This window comes from Streptomyces sp. NPDC046349 (genome assembly GCF_055587885.1).
The window spans coordinates 358,132-376,811 of sequence record NZ_JBVJFK010000006.1; the positions used below are offsets into that span (position 1 = coordinate 358,132).

Annotated in this window: 15 protein-coding genes; 12 read left to right on the top strand and 3 right to left on the bottom strand. The window is 72.0% G+C overall.

Annotated elements, in window-relative coordinates:
- The first annotated feature begins 17 nt into the window (after positions 1–17).
- The 9 genes from rsmA to ACZ6JS_RS17005 all read left to right on the top strand — a co-directional run bounded on the left by rsmA (position 18) and on the right by ACZ6JS_RS17005 (position 11,885).
- Positions 18–929, top strand: a complete 912-nt coding sequence (gene rsmA / locus ACZ6JS_RS16965) for a 16S rRNA (adenine(1518)-N(6)/adenine(1519)-N(6))-dimethyltransferase RsmA (protein WP_469298619.1) — start codon at positions 18–20, stop codon at positions 927–929.
- Positions 926–1,855, top strand: a complete 930-nt coding sequence (locus tag ACZ6JS_RS16970; RefSeq protein WP_469298621.1) for a 4-(cytidine 5'-diphospho)-2-C-methyl-D-erythritol kinase — start codon at positions 926–928, stop codon at positions 1,853–1,855. Before rsmA ends, ACZ6JS_RS16970 begins: the two co-directional genes overlap by 4 nt.
- A gap of 110 nt (positions 1,856–1,965) precedes the next feature.
- The gene (locus ACZ6JS_RS16975) at positions 1,966–3,297 is read left to right on the top strand and encodes an acyltransferase family protein (protein WP_469298623.1); all 1,332 of its coding nucleotides are present in this window, start codon (positions 1,966–1,968) and stop codon (positions 3,295–3,297) included.
- Between the two features lie 28 nt (positions 3,298–3,325).
- Positions 3,326–5,131, top strand: a complete 1,806-nt coding sequence (locus ACZ6JS_RS16980) for an ABC-F family ATP-binding cassette domain-containing protein (protein WP_469298624.1) — start codon at positions 3,326–3,328, stop codon at positions 5,129–5,131.
- Between the two features lie 153 nt (positions 5,132–5,284).
- On the top strand, positions 5,285–6,916 hold the full coding sequence (locus tag ACZ6JS_RS16985; protein ID WP_469298626.1) for an outer membrane protein assembly factor BamB family protein: 1,632 nt from the start codon (positions 5,285–5,287) through the stop codon (positions 6,914–6,916).
- A gap of 79 nt (positions 6,917–6,995) precedes the next feature.
- The gene (locus tag ACZ6JS_RS16990) at positions 6,996–8,717 is read left to right on the top strand and encodes an outer membrane protein assembly factor BamB family protein (protein WP_469298628.1); all 1,722 of its coding nucleotides are present in this window, start codon (positions 6,996–6,998) and stop codon (positions 8,715–8,717) included.
- A gap of 127 nt (positions 8,718–8,844) precedes the next feature.
- On the top strand, positions 8,845–9,537 hold the full coding sequence (locus ACZ6JS_RS16995) for a response regulator transcription factor (protein ID WP_469298794.1): 693 nt from the start codon (positions 8,845–8,847) through the stop codon (positions 9,535–9,537).
- 114 nt (positions 9,538–9,651) lie between these two features.
- Positions 9,652–10,611 (top strand): UDP-glucose 4-epimerase GalE, encoded by a 960-nt coding sequence (galE, locus tag ACZ6JS_RS17000; protein ID WP_469298629.1) that lies wholly within the window; start codon positions 9,652–9,654, stop codon positions 10,609–10,611.
- Positions 10,612–11,117: 506 nt separating this feature from the next.
- On the top strand, positions 11,118–11,885 hold the full coding sequence (locus ACZ6JS_RS17005; protein ID WP_469298630.1) for a LuxR C-terminal-related transcriptional regulator: 768 nt from the start codon (positions 11,118–11,120) through the stop codon (positions 11,883–11,885).
- Here ACZ6JS_RS17005 and ACZ6JS_RS17010 read toward each other — a convergent pair.
- Entirely contained in the window at positions 11,844–12,341 is a 498-nt protein-coding gene (locus ACZ6JS_RS17010) for a MarR family winged helix-turn-helix transcriptional regulator (RefSeq protein ID WP_030855851.1), read from the bottom strand. The two genes, ACZ6JS_RS17005 and ACZ6JS_RS17010, sit on opposite strands and share 42 nt — an antisense overlap.
- Before the next feature lie 161 nt (positions 12,342–12,502).
- Here ACZ6JS_RS17010 and ACZ6JS_RS17015 point away from each other — a divergent pair, with 161 nt between their 5' ends.
- Together ACZ6JS_RS17015 and ACZ6JS_RS17020 are read left to right on the top strand one after the other, a co-directional pair.
- The gene (locus tag ACZ6JS_RS17015; RefSeq protein ID WP_469298632.1) at positions 12,503–13,360 is read left to right on the top strand and encodes a trans-aconitate 2-methyltransferase; all 858 of its coding nucleotides are present in this window, start codon (positions 12,503–12,505) and stop codon (positions 13,358–13,360) included.
- A gap of 2 nt (positions 13,361–13,362) precedes the next feature.
- Positions 13,363–13,752 (top strand): VOC family protein, encoded by a 390-nt coding sequence (locus ACZ6JS_RS17020; protein ID WP_469298634.1) that lies wholly within the window; start codon positions 13,363–13,365, stop codon positions 13,750–13,752.
- A gap of 122 nt (positions 13,753–13,874) precedes the next feature.
- On the opposite strand, the gene ACZ6JS_RS17025 is transcribed toward ACZ6JS_RS17020, so the two are convergent.
- Both ACZ6JS_RS17025 and ACZ6JS_RS17030 read right to left on the bottom strand, forming a co-directional pair.
- Positions 13,875–14,543, bottom strand: coding sequence for a TetR family transcriptional regulator (locus ACZ6JS_RS17025; protein ID WP_469298795.1), 669 nt, complete (start codon positions 14,541–14,543; stop codon positions 13,875–13,877).
- Positions 14,543–15,523: an acyl-CoA desaturase gene (locus ACZ6JS_RS17030; protein ID WP_469298636.1), complete on the bottom strand. Its 981-nt coding sequence runs from the start codon at positions 15,521–15,523 to the stop codon at positions 14,543–14,545. Before ACZ6JS_RS17030 ends, ACZ6JS_RS17025 begins: the two co-directional genes overlap by 1 nt.
- A gap of 371 nt (positions 15,524–15,894) precedes the next feature.
- Here ACZ6JS_RS17030 and ppc point away from each other — a divergent pair, with 371 nt between their 5' ends.
- Positions 15,895–18,663, top strand: coding sequence for a phosphoenolpyruvate carboxylase (ppc, locus tag ACZ6JS_RS17035; RefSeq protein WP_469298638.1), 2,769 nt, complete (start codon positions 15,895–15,897; stop codon positions 18,661–18,663).
- The last annotated feature ends 17 nt before the right edge of the window (positions 18,664–18,680 follow it).

Genomic DNA, 18,680 nt, shown 5'->3' on the forward strand with positions numbered 1-18,680 from the left:
TCTGAGACGCTTTACCGGTGAGCACCGCAGAGCAGCAGCCCGATAACCCCGCGCCCAGTACCCCCGACGCCCTCCTCGGCCCCGCCGACGTCAGGGAACTCGCCGCCGCCCTCGGCGTACGCCCGACGAAGCAGAAGGGGCAGAACTTCGTCATCGACGCCAACACGGTGCGCCGGATCGTGCGCACCGCCGAGGTCCGCCCGGACGACGTGGTCGTCGAGGTCGGGCCCGGTCTGGGCTCGCTGACGCTCGCGCTGCTGGAGGCCGCGGACCGGGTCGTCGCCGTAGAGATCGACGACATCCTGGCGGCCGCCCTGCCCGCCACCATCGAGGCCCGCATGCCCGCGAAGAAGGACCGCTTCGCGCTGGTCCACTCCGACGCGATGCTGGTCACCGAGCTGCCGGGCCCGCCGCCGACCGCGCTGGTCGCCAACCTCCCGTACAACGTGGCCGTGCCCGTCCTGCTGACCATGCTCGACCGCTTCCCGAGCATCGAGCGGACCCTCGTGATGGTCCAGGCCGAGGTCGCCGACCGGCTCGCCGCCGAGCCCGGCAACAAGGTCTACGGCGTGCCCTCCGTCAAGGCCAACTGGTACGCGCACGTCAAGCGCGCCGGAGCGATCGGGCGGAAGGTCTTCTGGCCCGCGCCCAACGTCGACTCCGGGCTCGTCTCCCTCGTGCGCCGCACCGAGCCGGTCAAGACCAGTGCCACGAAGGAAGAGGTCTTCGCGGTCGTCGACGCGGCGTTCGCGCAGCGCCGCAAGACCCTGCGCGCCGCGCTGTCCGGCTGGGCCGGCTCGGCGGCCGGCGCCGAGGCCGCGCTGGTCGCCGCGGGCGTCTCCCCGCAGGCCCGCGGAGAGTCCCTGACCGTGGAGGAGTTCGCCGCGATCGCCGAGCACAAGCCCGCCCCGGAGAGGCCCGCCCTGTGAGCACGCGCCCCGAGAGCACGCGCACGACGCCCGTCACCGTACGGGTCCCCGCGAAGGTCAACGTCCAGCTGGCGGTGGGCGCGGCCCGCCCCGACGGCTTCCACGGCCTGGCCAACGTCTTCCTCGCCGTCTCCCTCTTCGACGAGGTGACGGCGACCCCGGCCGACGCGCTCACGGTGACCTGCGAGGGCCCGGACGCCGACAAGGTCCCGCTGGACCGCACCAACCTCGCGGCGCGGGCCGCCGAGATCCTCGCCGCCCGGCGCGGCCGGGACCCCCTGGTCCACCTGCACATCGCCAAGCACATCCCGGTCGCGGGCGGCATGGCCGGAGGCAGCGCCGACGGCGCGGCGGCCCTGCTCGCCTGCGACACCCTGTGGGGCCTGAACACCCCGCGCGAGGAACTCCTCGACATCTGCGCGGAGCTCGGCAGCGACGTCCCCTTCAGCCTCGTCGGCGGCGCCGCGCTCGGCACCGGCCGAGGCGAGGTCCTCACCCCGGTGCCCGCCGGCTCCTTCCACTGGGTGTTCGCGGTGGCCGACGGCGGCCTGTCCACCCCGGCCGTCTTCCGCGAGTTCGACCGCCTCACCGCCGGCGTGGCGGTCCCCGAGCCGCAGGCCTCCCCGGCCCTCCTCGCCGCCCTCGCCTCCGGCGACCCGGACGCGCTGGCCGCCACCCTGGCCAACGACCTCCAGCCGGCCGCCCTCTCGCTGCGGCCCTCGCTGCGGGAGACGCTGGACGCGGGCGTCGGCGCAGGCGCCCTGGCCGCCCTGGTCTCCGGCTCGGGCCCCACCACCGCCTTCCTCGTCGCGGACGAGGAAGCCGCCGCCAAGGTCGCCGCCGCCCTGGACGCCTCGGGTACCTGCCGCGCCACCCACACGGCCTCGTCCCCCGCCCCGGGAGCCACGGTTCTGCCGCCATCCTGACCCCGTGCGGCCCGGGGCGGAGCCGCGGACACCCGGTTCCCGCCTACTCAGGCCGGAACTGAGTATCCGCACCCTGTCCGCGGGGGCGGGGCGGCGGACACCGTAGGGCCATGACAGTCAGTGCACGCGACATGGCCGCCGCCACCCCCGCCGACCGCGACCGGTACGTCGACCTGCTGCGCGTCGCCTCGCTCGGCACCGTCATCGCCGGGCACTGGCTGATGGCCGCGGTCAGCAGCGACGGCATAGGGAACCTCCTCGCCCTCGTGCCCGCACTCCAGGTGCTCACTTGGGGGCTGCAGATCATGCCCGTCTTCTTCTTCGTCGGCGGCTTCTCGCACGCCCTCTCCTACCGCTCCCTGGCCCGCCGCCACGACGGCCCCGTCTACGCCGCCTTCCTGCGGGCCCGGCTGCGCCGACTGCTGCGCCCCACCCTCGCCTTCTTCCTGGTGTGGGCCGCCGTCGCGCTCGCCGTGCAGCTCGCCGGCCGCGGCGACGGGACACTGAGCGCCGCCGCCCTGCGCCTGGTCACCCAGCCGCTGTGGTTCATCGGGATCTACCTGGCCATGGTCGCCTTCACCCCGCCGCTGCTGAAGCTGCACGAACGCCACGGCTGGGCGGCCTTCGCCGCGCTCGCCGGCGCCGCCGCGCTGGTCGACGTACTGCGCTTCGCGCTCGGCGTCCCCCACGTGGAGTTCCTGAACTTCGCCCTCGTCTGGCTCGCCGTCCACCAGCTCGGCTTCCTGCGCGCCGACGGGCGCATCCGCCGGCCCGCCGTCCTCGCCGCCACCGGCCTCGCCGGGGCCGCGCTGCTGGTCGCCTGCGGCCCGTACCCGCTGTCCATGGTCGGGATGCCCGGAGAGAAGGTCTCCAACATGGCCCCGCCCACCCTGGCCCTCCTCTGCCACGGTCTGTGGCTCGTCGGCGCCGTGCAGCTCGCCGCCCGGCCCGTCGGCGCCTGGCTGGAGCGCCCCCGCGTGTGGCGCACGGTCGTCACCGCCAACGGCGTCGCCATGACCGCCTTCCTCTGGCACCTCACCGCGATGCTCGCCGTGTACGGGGTCCAGCTCGCCCTCGGCATGGACCTGCCCACGCCCGCAACCGCCGCCTGGTGGGCGCAGGTCCCCGTACGGATCCTGGCCGCGGCCGCGCTGACCGGCGTTTTCGTCGCCCTCCTGCGCCGCTTCGAGGCCCCCGCGCCGTCCCGTCCCGCCACCCGTGCGACAACCGCCGCCGGCCCCGTCGCCGCCCTCGGGATCACCCTGTGCCTCCTCGGCGTCCTGGGTCTGTCCATGACCGGGCTCGGCGGTCTCCTCGACGGCCACAGCGCCACCCTCATCGCCGTGCCGGTCACGGCACCGGCCGCGATCGCCATGGCACTGGGAGGCGCCTGGCTGGTGGAACGGTCCGCCCCGGCCCGGAGGGTTAGGCTGAGGGGCTGATCCACACCCTTTCCCTGGAGCGCGTCTGATGGCCGTCAATCTGGTCAATGTCGAGGCAGTCAGCAAGGTGTACGGCACACGTACCCTGCTGGACGGTATCTCCCTCGGCGTGTCCGAGGGGGACCGGATCGGCGTCGTCGGCCGCAACGGCGACGGCAAGACCACCCTCATCCGGATGCTCGCCAAGCTGGAGGAGCCCGACGGCGGACGCGTCACCCAGTCCGGCGGCCTGCGCATGGGCGTCCTCACCCAGCACGACTCCCTCGACCCCGCGGCGACCGTCCGCCACGAGATCATCGGCGACATGGCCGACCACGAGTGGGCCGGCAACTCCAAGATCCGCGACGTCCTCACCGGACTCTTCGGCGGCCTCGACCTGCCCGGCTTCAACCAGGGCCTCGACACCGTCATCGGCCCCCTCTCCGGCGGCGAGCGCCGCCGCATCGCCCTCGCCAAGCTCCTCATCGCCGACCAGGACCTGCTGATCCTCGACGAGCCCACCAACCACCTCGACGTCGAGGGCATCTCCTGGCTGGCCGGACACCTCCAGGCGCGCCGCTCCGCACTCGTCTGCGTCACCCACGACCGCTGGTTCCTCGACCAGGTCTGCACCCGCATGTGGGACGTCCAGCGCGGCGACGTCTTCGAGTACGAGGGCGGCTACAGCGACTACGTCTTCGCCCGCGCCGAGCGCGAACGCATCTCCGCCACCGAGGAGGCCAAGCGGCAGAACCTGATGCGCAAGGAGCTCGCCTGGCTGCGCCGCGGCGCCCCCGCCCGCACCTCCAAGCCGCGCTACCGCATCGAGGCCGCCAACGAGCTCATCGCCGACGTGCCGCCGCCGCGCGACAAGTCCGAGCTGATGCGCTTCGCCAACGCCCGCCTCGGCAAGACCGTCTTCGACCTCGAGGACGTCACCGTCCAGGCCGGCCCCAAGACCCTCCTCAAGCACCTCACCTGGCACCTCGGTCCGGGCGACCGCGTCGGCCTCGTCGGCGTCAACGGTGCCGGCAAGACCTCCCTGCTGCGCGCCCTCGCCGAAGCCGCCCGCACGCAGGGTGAGGCCCAGCCCGCCGCGGGCCGGGTCATCGTCGGCAAGACCGTCAAGCTGGCCTACCTCTCCCAGGAGGTCGGCGAACTCGACCCGTCCCTGCGGGTCCTGGAGGCCGTCCAGCGCGTCCGGGACCGCGTCGACCTCGGCAAGGGCCGCGAGATGACGGCGGGCCAGCTGTGCGAGCAGTTCGGCTTCACCAAGGAGAAGCAGTGGACGCCCGTCGGCGACCTCTCCGGCGGCGAGCGCCGACGCCTGCAGATCCTGCGCCTGCTGATGGACGAGCCCAACGTCCTCTTCCTCGACGAGCCCACCAACGACCTCGACATCGAGACCCTGACCCAGCTGGAGGACCTCCTCGACGGCTGGCCCGGCTCGTTGATCGTGATCTCCCACGACCGGTTCTTCATCGAGCGGACCACCGACACGGTGATGGCGCTGCTCGGCGATGCGAGCCTGCGCATGCTGCCGCGCGGACTGGACGAGTACCTGGAACGCCGTCGGCGGATGATCGAGGCGGCCGTCCCGGCGCCCGCGCCCGCCGCCGCGGCGGCGGCCAAGTCCACCTCGTCGGGCGACTCGCGTGCCGCGAAGAAGGAGCTCCAGAAGATCGAGCGGCAGCTGAACAAGCTCGCCGACCGCGAGGGGAACCTGCACGCCCAGATCGCCGAGCACTCCACCGACTACGACAAGGTGGCCAAGCTCGACGCGGAGCTGCGCGAACTTCTCGCCGACCGCGACGAATTGGAAATGCGCTGGCTGGAGCTCGCCGAGGACGCATAGGTTCCGCCGGTCGGCGGGGCCAACTGACCGGATAACGGCGGCGTCACGGGCCGGTCCTCCCTTGGGAACAGGGGGCGGACCGGTCCGTTGTATGCGCGGTGTCAGTGATAGAAAGGTCATTCTCCCCGACCCCCCGAAGCCGAAAGTGCGCTGATGACCGAGCCGCCCCAGCCGCCGAACCAGCCGCCGACACCTTCCGGTTACGGACACCTCCCCGGCCCCCCGCAGCAGGCCTACGGGTATCCGCAGCAGGGCGAGAACCCGTACGCGCAAGCGCCCGCACACCCCCAGCAGCCCGGCCCGCAGCCGCAGCCGCCCACTGTTGCGGCATACCCGGCCCACGGCCTCCAGCAGCCCGCGCCCGGCGCGCCCGGCACGCCGCCGAAGAAGAAGCTGCCCCTGCTCATCGCCGCCGCGGTCGCCTCCGCGCTCGTCCTCGGCGGCGTCGGCTACGTCGCCTTCGGCACCGGCGAGAAGGACCCCGAGCAGCCCGTCGCCCAGGAGTCCGGCGACGCGAAGCCCTCCGGCTCCCCGTCCGTGGACAACGGTGACGGCAGCGGGCCCGGCGGCAACCAGCAGACCGACCTCAACGCCGGCCGCAAGCAGGGCGAGGACAAGGTCCTCTGGCTCAAGACCACCAAGATCGACGGCCCCGGCGCGGGTGTGGCCACCCACGGCCAGTGGGTCGTGGGCGACACCGTGGCCAAGACCGTCGGCAAGACGATCAAGGGCTATGCGGCCGCCGACGGCAAAGAGAAGTGGACGATCACCTTCCCCGCCGAGATCTGCGGCATGACCAAGCGGATGACCGACGACGGCAAGACGGTCGTCCTGTACGAGGACGGTCCGTCCGAGACCGCCAACTGCAACCAGATCCGCATGGTCGACCTCAAGGCGGGCAAGGAGGGCTGGTCCAAGGAGGTGGCCAAGGAGAGCGCCTTCGACATGTTCATCGACCCCAGCCTGGCCATGACCGGGGACACCGTCACCGTCAACCGGCTCACCCGCGCCACCGCCTTCCGGATCAGCACCGGAGAGAAGCTCTTCGGCAGCCCCTCCGAGGGCTGCGTGCCCGGCGCCTACGCCGCCGGCAACGGCAAGATGATCGGCGTCGCCACCTGCAACGACCCCGACATGACCGTCGAGGTCCAGGACGCCGACCCGGTCACCGGCAAGAAGACGTGGACCTACCGGCTCCCCAAGGGCTGGAAGGTCGCCCGCGTCTACGGGGTCGACCCGATCGTCCTGCACCTCACGAACGCCACCACGAAGGAGAACTCCATCGTGGTCCTCGGGCCCGACGGCAAGCAGCGCACCACGCTCTCCGGCGAAGGCAACTTCTCGACCGAGTGCAGCATGAGCCACGACGACTCCCTCCAGGGCTGCGCCACCGCAGTCGTCGACGCGGGCACCCTCTACCTCCCCACCAAGGCGGACATCGGCAAGGCCAACGAGATCGTCGCCTTCGACCTGAACACGGGCAAGGCCAAGTGGCGTGTGCCGGCGGGCGAGGGCCGCACCCTGGAGCCGCTCAAGGCCGCGAACGGGCAGCTGATCGCCTACCGCAAGGCCGAACCCGACCGGGGCGGCGAGGTCGTCTCGATCCCCGCCGACGGCAGCACCCCGACCGCGCTCCTGCGCCACCCGTCGGGCCCCTCCGCACCGATCGAGAGCTCCTTCTACTCCCCGGACGTCGACTACTCCGACGGGCGCTTCTTCATCTCCACGACGCGCCTGCTCGCCCAGGACAAGGACGAGAAGCTCCTGATGGTCTTCGGCAAGTGAACACCCGCCCAACGAGCCCCCCAACGAGCCGCCCAACGCGTCGTCCGACGAGCCGTCCACCGAGAGGCAACAGCAACCGATGAGTACCCCGCCGCCCCCCAGCCAGCCGCCGTCCGGCGGCTTCGGAGCGCCGCAGGATCCCCCGCCGGGCGGGTTCGGAGCGCCCACGCCGCCCGCCGGACCGCCCGCAGCCGCCCCGCAGCCGCCGCCCGGACCGCCCGCCGCCGCCCCGCAGCCGCCGGCCGGGCAGGCCGCGTACGGCTACCCGCAGCCCGACCCCGGCTACGGCTACCCGCAGCCCCCCAACGTGCCCGCGCAGTACGGCGCGCCCCTGCCCGCCGCCCAGCCCCCGGCCGGCGGCGGGGACAAGCGCACCCAGCTGATGATCGTCGGCGCGGCCTTCCTGGCCATCGTCCTCATCGTCGGCGGCGGCCTCTGGTACACCTCCGGCGACGGCGACGGCGGGACCACCGCGCAGAGCGACCCCAGCGCCTCCCCGGGCGGCGACAAGAACCAGGGGTACGTGGCCGGGACCGAGAAGGTCCCCGGCAACCCCAAGTCGAAGATCCTCCACAAGCAGCAGGCTCCGGACGTCACCGACCTCGTGTCCGTCAACGGCTCCTGGCTCACCGACACCACCTACGTCAAGTCCGACGTGTCGAAGGTCGTCGGCTACAACCTCGTCGACGGCGGCAAGAAGTGGGAGATCCCGCTCCAGGGCGAGATCTGCGGCTCCACGCACCACGTCAGCGAGAACAGGACCGCGATCCTCTTCAGGCCCGCGCAGCCCACGGCCGAGAACAAGTACCCGCCGTGCACCGAGGTCGGCGTCATCGACCTGGAGGCCGGCAAGCTCGCCTGGTCCGGCAACATCAAGAGCGCCAACGGCGGTGACAAGCCGGTCCAGTTCTCCGAGATCACCCTCAGCGGCAAGACCGTCGCCGCGGCCGGCGTCTCCAGCGGCGGCGCCGCCTGGAACCTCGCCGACGGCAAGAACCTGTGGCAGCCCAAGGTCGACGGCGAAAGCTGCCGCGACACCGGCTATGCCGGCGGGGAGGCCCTCGGCGTCATCCGCAAGTGCGGCCAGCACCCCAACTACACCCTGAACGCGCAGATCCTCGACCCCGCCACCGGCGCGCCCACGGCTTCGTACAAGCTCTCCCAGGGCATCGAGTACGCGCACATCGTCTCCACCAAGCCGTTCGTCGTGGCGGCCGACGTCGGCGACAACGCCAAGGGCGGCAAGGGCGTCAGCGACCTGTTCGTCGTCGACCCCAAGGGCGAGCTGAAGGCGCGCATCCCGCTCGCCGCCGGCAGCTTCGCCGCCAAGTGCGGCTCCACCGACGTGGAGAAGTGCACGAACATGGTCGTCGGCAACGGCAAGGTCTATGTGCCCTCCGCGGAGCACCAGGGCCAGTCGCCCACCGGCCGCACCAACGAACTGCTCTCCTTCGACCTGGAGACCGGCAAGCAGACCACCGACCGCGCCGACGCGGGCGAGCGGTACACCATGTACCCCCTGCGCATGGACGGGTCGAACATCATCGCGTACAAGGTCCCCCCGTACGACAAGGGCGGCCAGATCGTCAGCATCGACAGCCGGACGATGAAGGAGACCCTCCTCATGGAGAACCCGGCCGACAAGGACGTCAAGAGCGCCGAGAGCTCCTTCTCGCCCGAATTCTCCTCCGAGCTCCGCTACCGCAACGGCAAGCTCTTCATGTCCAAGCAGAACGTCAGCAAGCCGTTCTCGGACAAGCCGGAGAAGGACCTCCTGTTCGTCTCCTTCACCGCGAGCTGACCGGCCCGCCACCCCAGGAGCCCCCGACCGGTCCGCACCGATCGGGGGCTTCTGCGCGGTATCCCCCTCGCGCCGTCGAACAAGCGTGTAGCTTGCCGGGGCAGAAGGGTGGGGGGTGGGTTCCTCGATGGGCGTACGCGTCGTGGTGGTCGACGACCACCGGCTGCTGGCCGAGGCACTGGCCTCTGCCCTGAAGCTGCGCGGCCACCGGGTACTGGCGGCCGCGGCCCCCGCCGCCGGCGCCGCCGAGCTCGTCATCAGCCGCGCCCCGGAGGTCTGCCTCCTCGGCACCGCCACCCCCGCCGGGCCCGGGGTCTTCGAGCCCGTCGTCCGCATCAAGCGGGAGCGCCCGCAGATCGCCGTGGTCGTCCTCGGCCCCGTCCCCAGCCCGCGCGGGATCGCCGCCGCCTTCGCCGCCGGCGCCTGCGGGTACGTACGCCAGGACGAGCGCATCGAGGGCGTGGAGCGGGCACTGGCCAAGGCGAGGGCGGGAGAGGTGGCGATCGCCCCGCAACTGCTGCAGGGGGCCTTCGCGGAGCTCCTGAACCCCGCCGTGCAGCCCGACGACGAAGCAGGCCGGCTGCTGCGGCTGCTCACCCCCCGTGAGGTGGAGGTGCTGGTGCGGGTCGCCGAGGGCGAGGACACCCGGCTGATCGCCGCCGGCATGGCCATCGCGCCGAGCACCGCCCGTACGCACGTGCAGCGGGTCCTGATGAAGCTGGGCGTCGGATCCCGGCTGGAGGCGGCCGCCCTGGCCGCCCGCACCGGTCTGCTCGACCGGGCCCTGCCCGGGCCGCCGTCCGCCGCCGCGCAGGGCTGACCCGGCGGCGGCAGGAGCCGCCGATTTCCCCCGCGGGCGCCGCATCGGGTAAGCCAGTGCCCAAGCACGCGCACACCCACACGCGCGTGGTCCCCCGCGAGAGGCAGTAGGCGAGTGAGCAAGTACCTGGTAACCGGTGGCGCCGGATATGTCGGCAGCGTGGTCGCGGCCCACCTCCTGGAGGCCGGCCACGAGGTCACCGTCCTCGACGACCTCAGCACCGGCTTCCGTGTCGGCGTCCCCGCCGGCGCCACGTTCGTCGAGGGCCGGATCCAGGATGCCGCCCGCCACATCGACTCCTCCTACGACGCGGTGCTGCACTTCGCCGCCTCCTCGCAGGTCGGCGAGTCCGTCGTGAACCCGGGCAAGTACTGGGAGAACAACGTCGGCGGCACCCTCGCCCTGCTGTCCGCGATGCGCGAGGCCGGCGTGCGCAGGCTCGTCTTCTCCTCCACCGCCGCCACCTACGGCGAGCCCACCGAAGGCCTGCTCACCGAGGCCTCGGTGACCGCGCCGACCAACCCTTACGGCGCCTCCAAGCTCGCCGTCGACCACATGATCGCGGGCGAGTGCGTGGCGCACGGCCTGGCCGCGGTGTCCCTGCGCTACTTCAACGTGGCGGGCGCGTACGGCGAGTTCGGCGAGCGGCACAGCCCCGAGACGCACCTGATCCCGCTGGTCCTCCAGGTCGCGCTCGGCGAACGCGAGTCGATCTCGGTGTTCGGCGAGGACTACCCGACCCCCGACGGCACCTGCGTACGCGACTACATCCACGTCGCCGACCTCGCGGAGGCCCACCTGGCCGCCCTGCGCTCCGCCACCCCCGGCGAGCACCTGATCTGCAACCTGGGCAACGGCAACGGGTTCTCGGTCCGCGAGGTCATCGAGACCGTCCGCAAGGTCACCGGTCGCGAGATCCCCCAGGTCGTCGCGCCGCGCCGGGCCGGCGACCCGGCCATGCTCGTCGCCTCCGCCCGCACGGCCCACGAGCGTCTCGGCTGGACCCCGAACCGCTCGGACCTGACCGGCATCATCCAGGACGCGTGGAACTTCGCCCGCACCCACGCCTCTTGACGGGGCGCGTTCAGCGGTCGCGCCGGGCCCCGGTCCGGTCGTCCGGCGCCGGACGCGCCCCGGGCGCCCGGCAGTAGTGTGCGCCCGGCAGGGGCGTGCGGGTTCGGGCCGTGCGCCTCGGCCGGGCGCCGCGCGCGGGCGCCCGGCGTGCACACGCCGGGTGAAACGGCCCCCCTGCAACTGCCGATGGCACGCGCCCGCGCGTAAGACGTTCCACAGCCCCCCGATTCAGGCGATTTCAAGCCACGGCTGGGCCCCTTCCGAACGCACACTCCTGAAATCCGCGGGGAAAACTTCTGCTATTCGGCCAACTGCGAGCCGCCCCCGGCCCTACGCTGATGCGTGACACCGGTGGGGGCCGGTGTTGTTTCAGGGGTCGAGACAAGTCGGGTACGGCGTCCGGTCCGGGGTAGTGCAGATATGTCTCGGCGGCGGCCGGGGGCTGCGGATCACCCGGTCCTGGCGCCGTACCCGCCGTCGTCCGTTCCCCTACCCTTGGGGGTTTTGTGGTTCGTATCCGGGTTCTCGTCGTCGACGATCACCGCATCTTCGCCGAATCGCTCGCAGCCGCGCTCGCGGCCGAGCCGGACGTGGACGTGTCCGCGGCCGGCAGCGGTCCCGCCGCGCTGCGCTGCCTCGAACGCGCGGTGGCCGAGGGCCGCCGCTTCGACGTCCTGCTGGTCGACGCCGACCTCGGCGCGGTCGCCGGGGCCGTGCCCGCCCAGCGGGAGCCGGGGGCCGGGCCGCCGCAGCCCGGCCCGGACGGGATCGCGCTCGTGGCCGGGGTGCGGGCGGCGCATCCCGGGGTCCGCACCGTCGTCCTCGCCGAGCGCGACGACCCGCGCCGGGCCGCCCTCGCCCTGCAGGCGGGGGCCTCGGGCTGGGTGGCCAAGGACTGCTCGCTCTCGCGTCTGCTGGCCGTCATCCGCGGGGTCCTGCGGGAGGAGACCCACCTCCCGCCCGCGCTGCTCACCGGGGTGTTGCGGGAGTTGACCGCGGCGCGCAAGCACCGCACCGACAGCGAACGGCTCGTGGAGTCCCTCACCCCGCGCGAACACGAGGTGCTGCGCTGCATGGTGGCGGGGCTTGGCCGCAAGGACGTGGCGGCGCGGCTGTTCCTCTCCCCGCACACGGTCCGCACCCACATGCAGAACGTGCTGGGCAAGCTCGGCGTCCACTCCACGCTGGCCGCGGTCGCGCTGGCCCGGCGGGCCGGCGTACGCCCCGCCGACCTACCCGGGGATGTTGTCGAACGGAGCGGTCAACTGGCGTAGCAGCCCGGCGAGGTCACCGCGCTGACTCTGCGAGAGCTGGGCCAGGATCGCCCGCTCCTGGGCCAGCAGCCCGGCGAGGGCCTCGTCGGCGCGGTCCCGGCCCTCGGGGGTGAGCCGCACCAGGACGCCCCGGCGGTCGCTGGGGTCGGGAAGCCGTTCGACGAGGCCCTTCTTGGCGAGCCGGTCGATGCGGTTGGTCATGGTGCCGGAGGTGACCAGGGTCTGGGTCAACAGCTGGCCGGGGGAGAGCTGGTAGGGGGCGCCGGCGCGGCGCAGCGACGTCAGGACGTCGAACTCCCAGGGCTCCAGGCCGTGCTCGGAGAAGGCCAGTCGGCGGGCGCGGTCGAGATGACGCGCGAGCCTGCTGACGCGGCTCAGCACCTCGAGCGGTTCCACGTCGAGGTCAGGGCGCTCCCGCCGCCATGCCGCCACCAGTCGGTCGACCTCGTCCTCCATGCCGATCAGTGTAAGGGGTCTGTCGACGTGAAGTCTCTTCATCCCGAGTATCTCGATGACAAGTATCTTGACATCGAGATATAAATGAAGCGAGCATGGGGCATGGAGGGGGCCGGAACAGATTCCGCTTCCGACCGCCCCGCCAGCAGGGAGGCTCGAACATGTATTCCGATACCGCGCGCGCAGGGACCCCCACGTCCACCGCGCCCTCCGCGCCCACCTGGGACCCCCAGCAGTACCTCCGGCACGCGGGCCACCGCACACGGCCCTTCCTCGACCTTCTCAACCGCATACCCGAACTCCCCACCAGCCCCGCCCGCATCGCCGACCTCGGCTGCGGCCCCGGCAACGTCACCGAGCTCCTCGCCACCCGCTGGACCGGGGCCGCCATCACCGGCTTCGACCTCTCGCCGGAGATGCTCCAGCGCGCCACCGAGCAGTACGCCGGCCCCACCGCAGGCGGCGGCAGCCTCGACTTCCGCCACGGCGACATCGCCGGCTGGCTTCCCGAGGAGCCCTACGACCTGATCGTCTCCAACGCCGCCCTCCAGTGGGTCCCCGGCCACCCGGGCTCCTTCGGCGCCTGGATCAACGGCCTGCGCCCCGGCGGCACCTTCGCCTTCCAGATCCCCGGCAACTTCACCGCTCCCAGCCACGCCCTGCTCGCGGAACTCTGCGACACCCCGCGCTGGCGCTCCCGGCTCGCCGGCCACGGCGCCCGCTACATCCACCTTCTCGAACCCGCCGAATACCTCGCCCGGTTCACCGCGCTCGGCTGCACCGCCGATGTCTGGGAGACCACCTACCACCAGCTCCTGCAAGGCCCCGACCCCGTACTCGACTGGGTCAAGGGCACCGCCCTGCGGCCCGTCCTCACCGCCCTCGGCGACGACCGCGAAGCCGTCGACGCCTTCCTCGCCGAATACCGCGACCGGCTGCGCACGGCCTACCCGAGCGGGCCGCGCGGAACCGTCTTCCCGTTCCGGAGGATCTTCGCCGTAGCCCGCAAGGAGGCCTGACCGTGCTCACCGCAGTCGACCACGTCCAACTCGCCGCGCCGCCGGACTCGGAGGACCGGCTCCGCGCCTACTACGCCGACGTCCTGGGCATGACCGAGATCCCCAAACCGCCCGTCCTCGCCGCCCGCGGAGGCTGCTGGTTCGCCGCCGGCCCCGTGCAACTGCACCTCGGCGTCGAGGACGACTTCCGGCCCGCCCGCAAGGCACACCCCGGACTGCGGGTCACCGACATCGCGGCGTACGCGCAGAGACTTCAGGAGCGGGGAGCCGAGGTCGTCTGGGACGAGAACCTCCCCGGCCACCACCGCTTCTACTCCGAGGACCCCGTGGGCAACCGGCTCGAGTTCCTGGAACCCTTCGACGCGGACGCCGCAGCCGCACCCGTCCGCTAGCCACCCCCCGTACGACACGACGGCGCCCCGCCACCGGACCACCGGTGACGGGGCACCGTCGTACCGCCCGCGGACCCCCGCCCCAGGGGCCGGCCATGATCCGCCGGACACTCCCGGACGGCTCAGCTCTTGCGGCGGCCCACCAGCTGCGGCTTCGACTCCAGGCCGTCCAGCCCGTGCCACGCAAGGTTCACCAGGTGCGCCGCCACCTCGGCCTTCTTGGGCTTGCGCACGTCCAGCCACCACTGCCCCGTCAGCGCCACCATCCCGACCAGCGCCTGCGCGTACAGCGGAGCCAGCTTCGGATCAAAACCCCGCGCCTTGAACTCCAGACCCAGGATGTCCTCCACCTGCGTGGCGATGTCACTGATCAGCGACGCGAACGTACCCGTCGACTGCGCGACCGGGGAATCCCGCACCAAAATCCGGAAACCGTCCGTGTACGACTCGATGTAGTCCAGCAGCGCGAACGCGGCCTGCTCCAGCAGCTCCCGCGGATGCCCCGCCGTCAGCGCGCCCGTCACCCCGTCCAGCAGCTGGCGCATCTCCCGGTCCACGACGACCGCATACAGCCCCTCCTTGCCGCCGAAGTGCTCGTACACCACCGGCTTGGACACCCCGGCCTTCGCCGCGATCTCCTCCACCGACGTGCCCTCGAAGCCCTTCTCCGCGAACAGGGTCCGGCCGATGTCCAGCAATTGCTGGCGCCGCTCCGCGCCCGTCATCCGGACCCGGCGGCCACGCCTGGACTTGTCGCTGCTGGAACCACCGTCGATCGCCACGCCCCCCATCATGCCGCGCTCGGCCCGTTTTCCCTGCGCCGGGCGTCGATCCGGGACGCGGACGGCCACCGCACGTCCGTGGCCCACCCCAGCTGCTCGAACCAGCGGATCAGCCGCGCACTCGAATCCACCTGCCCTCGCAGCACACCGTGCCGCGCCGACGTCGGATCCGCGTGGTGCAGGTTGTGCCACGACTCACCGCACGACAGCACCGCCAGCCACCACACGTTGCCCGACCGGTCCCGGGACTTGAACGGCCGCTTGCCCACCGCGTGACAGATCGAATTGATCGACCACGTCACATGGTGCAACAGCGCCACCCGCACCAGGGAACCCCAGAAGAACGCCGTGAACGCCCCCCACCACGACATCGTCACCAGGCCGCCCACCAGCGGCGGAACCGCCAGCGAGAAGATCGTCCACCAGATGAAGTCCCGCGAGATGCGCCGGATCGCCGGATCCTTGATCAGGTCCGGGGCGTACTTCTGCTGATCGGTCTGCTCCTCGTCGAACAGCCAGCCGATGTGCGCCCACCACAGGCCCTTCATCAGCGCCGGCACCGTCTCACCGAACCGCCACGGCGAATGCGGGTCACCCTCGTGGTCCGAGAACTTGTGATGCTTGCGGTGGTCGGCCACCCACCTCACCAGCGGACCCTCCACCGCCATCGAACCCATCACGGCGAGCACGATCCTGAGCGGCCGCTTCGCCTTGAAGGAACCGTGCGTGAAGTAGCGGTGGAAACCGATGGTGATCCCGTGGCAGGCCAGGAAGTACATGAACACCATCAGGCCCAGGTCCAGCCAGCTCACCCCCCAGCCCCAGGCCAGCGGCACCGCCGCCAGCAGCGCCACGAAGGGCACGGTGATGAACAGCAGCAGGGCGAGCTGCTCGACCGAGCGCTTGCTCTCGCCGCCCAGCGTCGCGGACGGCACAGGAGTCTCGGAGGGTGCGGAACCACCCTCGATCAGATCCGGACTGGTGGTCATGGGTGTCCCCTGGGGGGTGAGGGAAGTAGGAGGGCTCGCCGAGTCACAAACCCTACGGGCCCGTAACCTACGGCATCGTAAGTATGGCAAAGCCCGGGCCCCGGACAAGAGGAGCACGGCCACGACCACCAGCAGCCCGGCCCGCCCACCACCCGCCGCCGGAGCCCCGACGACTCGGCCTATGAGACGTTTGCCCAGGCACGGGCATCGGACACCTATCCTGTTCCCCGTCGGACAGCGCGGTCCGCACGGGCAGCCCGAGCCACGCCTCGGAAGCGGCGGTCCCCCGGACGGAGTCCGAAGGGTCCACGCCGCGCACGGCCGGGAGCCCACCGCCCAGTAGCGCTCGAACACTGCAAGGAGCCGCACCTGTGAGCAGTGCTGACAAGGCCCCCCTGGCCACCCAGCAGGCCCCCGTCACCCCGGCCGCCACCGCCAACGCGGAACTGCGCGCGGACATCCGCCGCCTCGGCGACCTCCTCGGGGAGACCCTCGTACGCCAGGAAGGCCAGGACCTGCTCGACCTCGTCGAACGCGTCCGCGCCCTCACCCGTACCGACGGCGAAGCCGCCGCCGCCCTCCTCGGCGACACCGACCTGGAGACCGCCGCCAAGCTCGTGCGGGCCTTCTCCACCTACTTCCACCTCGCCAACATCACCGAGCAGGTCCACCGCGGCAAGGAACTGCGCGCCCACCGCGCCGCCGAAGGCGGCCTCCTCGCCCGCACCGCCGACATGCTCAAGGACGCCGACCCCGAGCACCTGCGCGAGACGGTCAAGAACCTCAACGTCCGCCCCGTCTTCACCGCACACCCCACCGAGGCGGCCCGCCGCAGCGTCCTCAACAAGCTGCGCCGCATCGCGGCCCTCCTGGAAGAGCCCGTCACCGGCGCCGGCGACCGCCGCCGCCACGACCTCCGCCTCGCCGAGAACATCGACCTCGTCTGGCAGACCGACGAACTGCGCGTCGTCCGCCCCGAACCCGCCGACGAGGCCCGCAACGCCATCTACTACCTCGACGAACTCCACGCCGGCGCCGTCGGCGACGTACTCGAGGACCTCGCCGCCGAACTGCGCCGCGTCGGCATCGAACTGCCCGCCGGCACCCGCCCCCTCACCTTCGGCACCTGGATCGGCGGCGACCGCGACGGCAACCCCAACGTCACCCCCGACGTCACCCGCGACGTGCTGATCCTCCAGCACGAACACGGCATCACCGACGCCCTCGAACTCGTCGACTTCCTGCGCAGCCTCCTCTCCAACTCCATCCGCTACACCGGAGCCACCGAGGAACTCCTTGCCTCCCTCCAGGCCGACCTCGAACGCCTCCCCGAGATCAGCCCCCGCTACAAGCGGCTCAACGCCGAAGAGCCCTACCGGCTCAAGGCCACCTGCATCCGCCAGAAGCTCCTCAACACCCGCGAGCGCCTCGCCAAGGGCATCCCCCACGAGGAAGGCCGCGACTACCTCGGCACCGCCGAATTCCTCACCGACCTCACCCTCATCCAGACCTCCCTGCGCGAGCACCGCGGCGGCCTCTTCGCCGACGGCCACATGGACCGCACCATCCGCACCCTCGCCGCCTTCGGCCTGCAGCTCGCCACCATGGACGTACGCGAGCACGCCGACGCCCACCACCACGCCCTCGGCCAGCTCTTCGACCGGCTCGGCGAGGAATCCTGGCGCTACGCCGACATGCCCCGCGACTACCGGCAGAAGCTCCTGGCCAAGGAGCTCCGCTCCCGCCGCCCGCTGGCCCCCACCCCGGCCCCCCTCGACGCCGCCGGCGCCAAGACCCTCGGCGTCTTCGGCGCCGTCAAGGACGCCTTCGAGAAGTTCGGCCCCGAAGTCATCGAGTCCTACATCATCTCGATGTGCCAGGGCGCCGACGACGTCTTCGCCGCCGCCGTCCTCGCCCGCGAGGCCGGCCTCCTCGACCTCCACGCGGGCTGGGCCAAGATCGGCATCGTCCCGCTCCTGGAGACCACCGACGAGCTCCGAGCCGCCGACGTCATCCTCGACGAAATGCTCGCCGACCCCTCCTACCGGCGCCTCGTCTCCCTCCGCGGCGACGTCCAGGAGGTCATGCTCGGCTACTCCGACTCCTCCAAGTTCGGCGGCATCACCACCAGCCAGTGGGAGATCCACCGCGCCCAGCGCCGCCTGCGCGACGTCGCCCACCGCTACGGCGTCCGCCTGCGCCTCTTCCACGGCCGCGGCGGCACCGTCGGCCGCGGCGGCGGCCCCTCCCACGACGCGATCCTCGCCCAGCCCTGGGGCACCCTCGAAGGCGAGATCAAGGTCACCGAACAGGGCGAGGTCATCTCCGACAAGTACCTCGTCCCGTCGCTGGCCCGCGAGAACCTCGAACTGACCGTCGCCGCCACCCTGCAGGCCTCCGCCCTGCACACCGCGCCCCGCCAGTCCGACGAGGCCCTCGCCCGCTGGGACGCGGCCATGGACACCGTCTCCGACGCCGCCCACGCCGCCTACCGCGAACTCGTCGAAGACCCCGACCTGCCCGCCTACTTCTTCGCCGCCACCCCCGTCGACCAGCTCGCCGACCTCCACCTCGGCTCCCGGCCCTCCCGCCGCCCCGACTCCGGAGCCGGCCTCGACGGCCTGCGCGCCATCCCCTGGGTCTTCGGCTGGACCCAGTCCCGCCAGATCGTCCCCGGCTGGTACGGCGTCGGCTCCGGCCTCAAGGCCCTGCGCGAAGCCGGCCACGAGGACGCCCTCACCGAGATGGGCGAGCGCTGGCACTTCTTCCGCAACTTCCTGTCCAACGTCGAGATGACCCTGGCCAAGACCGACCTGCGGATCGCCCGCCACTACGTCGACACCCTCGTCCCCGACCACCTCAAGCACGTCTTCACCCGCATCGAGGCCGAGCACGAACTCACCGTCCGCGAGGTCCTGCGCATCACCGGAGGCGAGAAGCTCCTCGACTCCCACCCCGTCCTCCAGCAGACCTTCGCCGTACGCGACGCCTACCTCGACCCCATCTCCTACCTCCAGGTCTCCCTCCTGGCCCGCCAGCGCGCCGCCGCCGCCCGCGGCGAAGAAGCCGACCCGCTCCTCTCCAGGGCCCTGCTCCTCACCGTCAACGGCGTCGCCGCAGGCCTGCGCAACACCGGCTGACCCCGGTCGCCGCACAC

Excerpts from the sequence above, each read along its gene's own strand:
- ACZ6JS_RS16975 (WP_469298623.1), top strand. The coding sequence starts at position 1,966 with ATGACAGTCAGTGCACGCGACATGGCCGCCGCCACCCCCGCCGACCGC.
- ACZ6JS_RS16980 (WP_469298624.1), top strand. The coding sequence starts at position 3,326 with ATGGCCGTCAATCTGGTCAATGTCGAGGCAGTCAGCAAGGTGTACGGC.
- ACZ6JS_RS16985 (WP_469298626.1), top strand. The coding sequence starts at position 5,285 with ATGACCGAGCCGCCCCAGCCGCCGAACCAGCCGCCGACACCTTCCGGT.
- ACZ6JS_RS16990 (WP_469298628.1), top strand. The coding sequence starts at position 6,996 with ATGAGTACCCCGCCGCCCCCCAGCCAGCCGCCGTCCGGCGGCTTCGGA.
- ACZ6JS_RS16995 (WP_469298794.1), top strand. The coding sequence starts at position 8,845 with ATGGGCGTACGCGTCGTGGTGGTCGACGACCACCGGCTGCTGGCCGAG.
- ACZ6JS_RS17010 (WP_030855851.1), bottom strand. The coding sequence starts at position 12,341 with ATGGAGGACGAGGTCGACCGACTGGTGGCGGCATGGCGGCGGGAGCGC.
- ACZ6JS_RS17015 (WP_469298632.1), top strand. The coding sequence starts at position 12,503 with ATGTATTCCGATACCGCGCGCGCAGGGACCCCCACGTCCACCGCGCCC.
- ACZ6JS_RS17025 (WP_469298795.1), bottom strand. The coding sequence starts at position 14,543 with ATGGGGGGCGTGGCGATCGACGGTGGTTCCAGCAGCGACAAGTCCAGG.
- ACZ6JS_RS17030 (WP_469298636.1), bottom strand. The coding sequence starts at position 15,523 with ATGACCACCAGTCCGGATCTGATCGAGGGTGGTTCCGCACCCTCCGAG.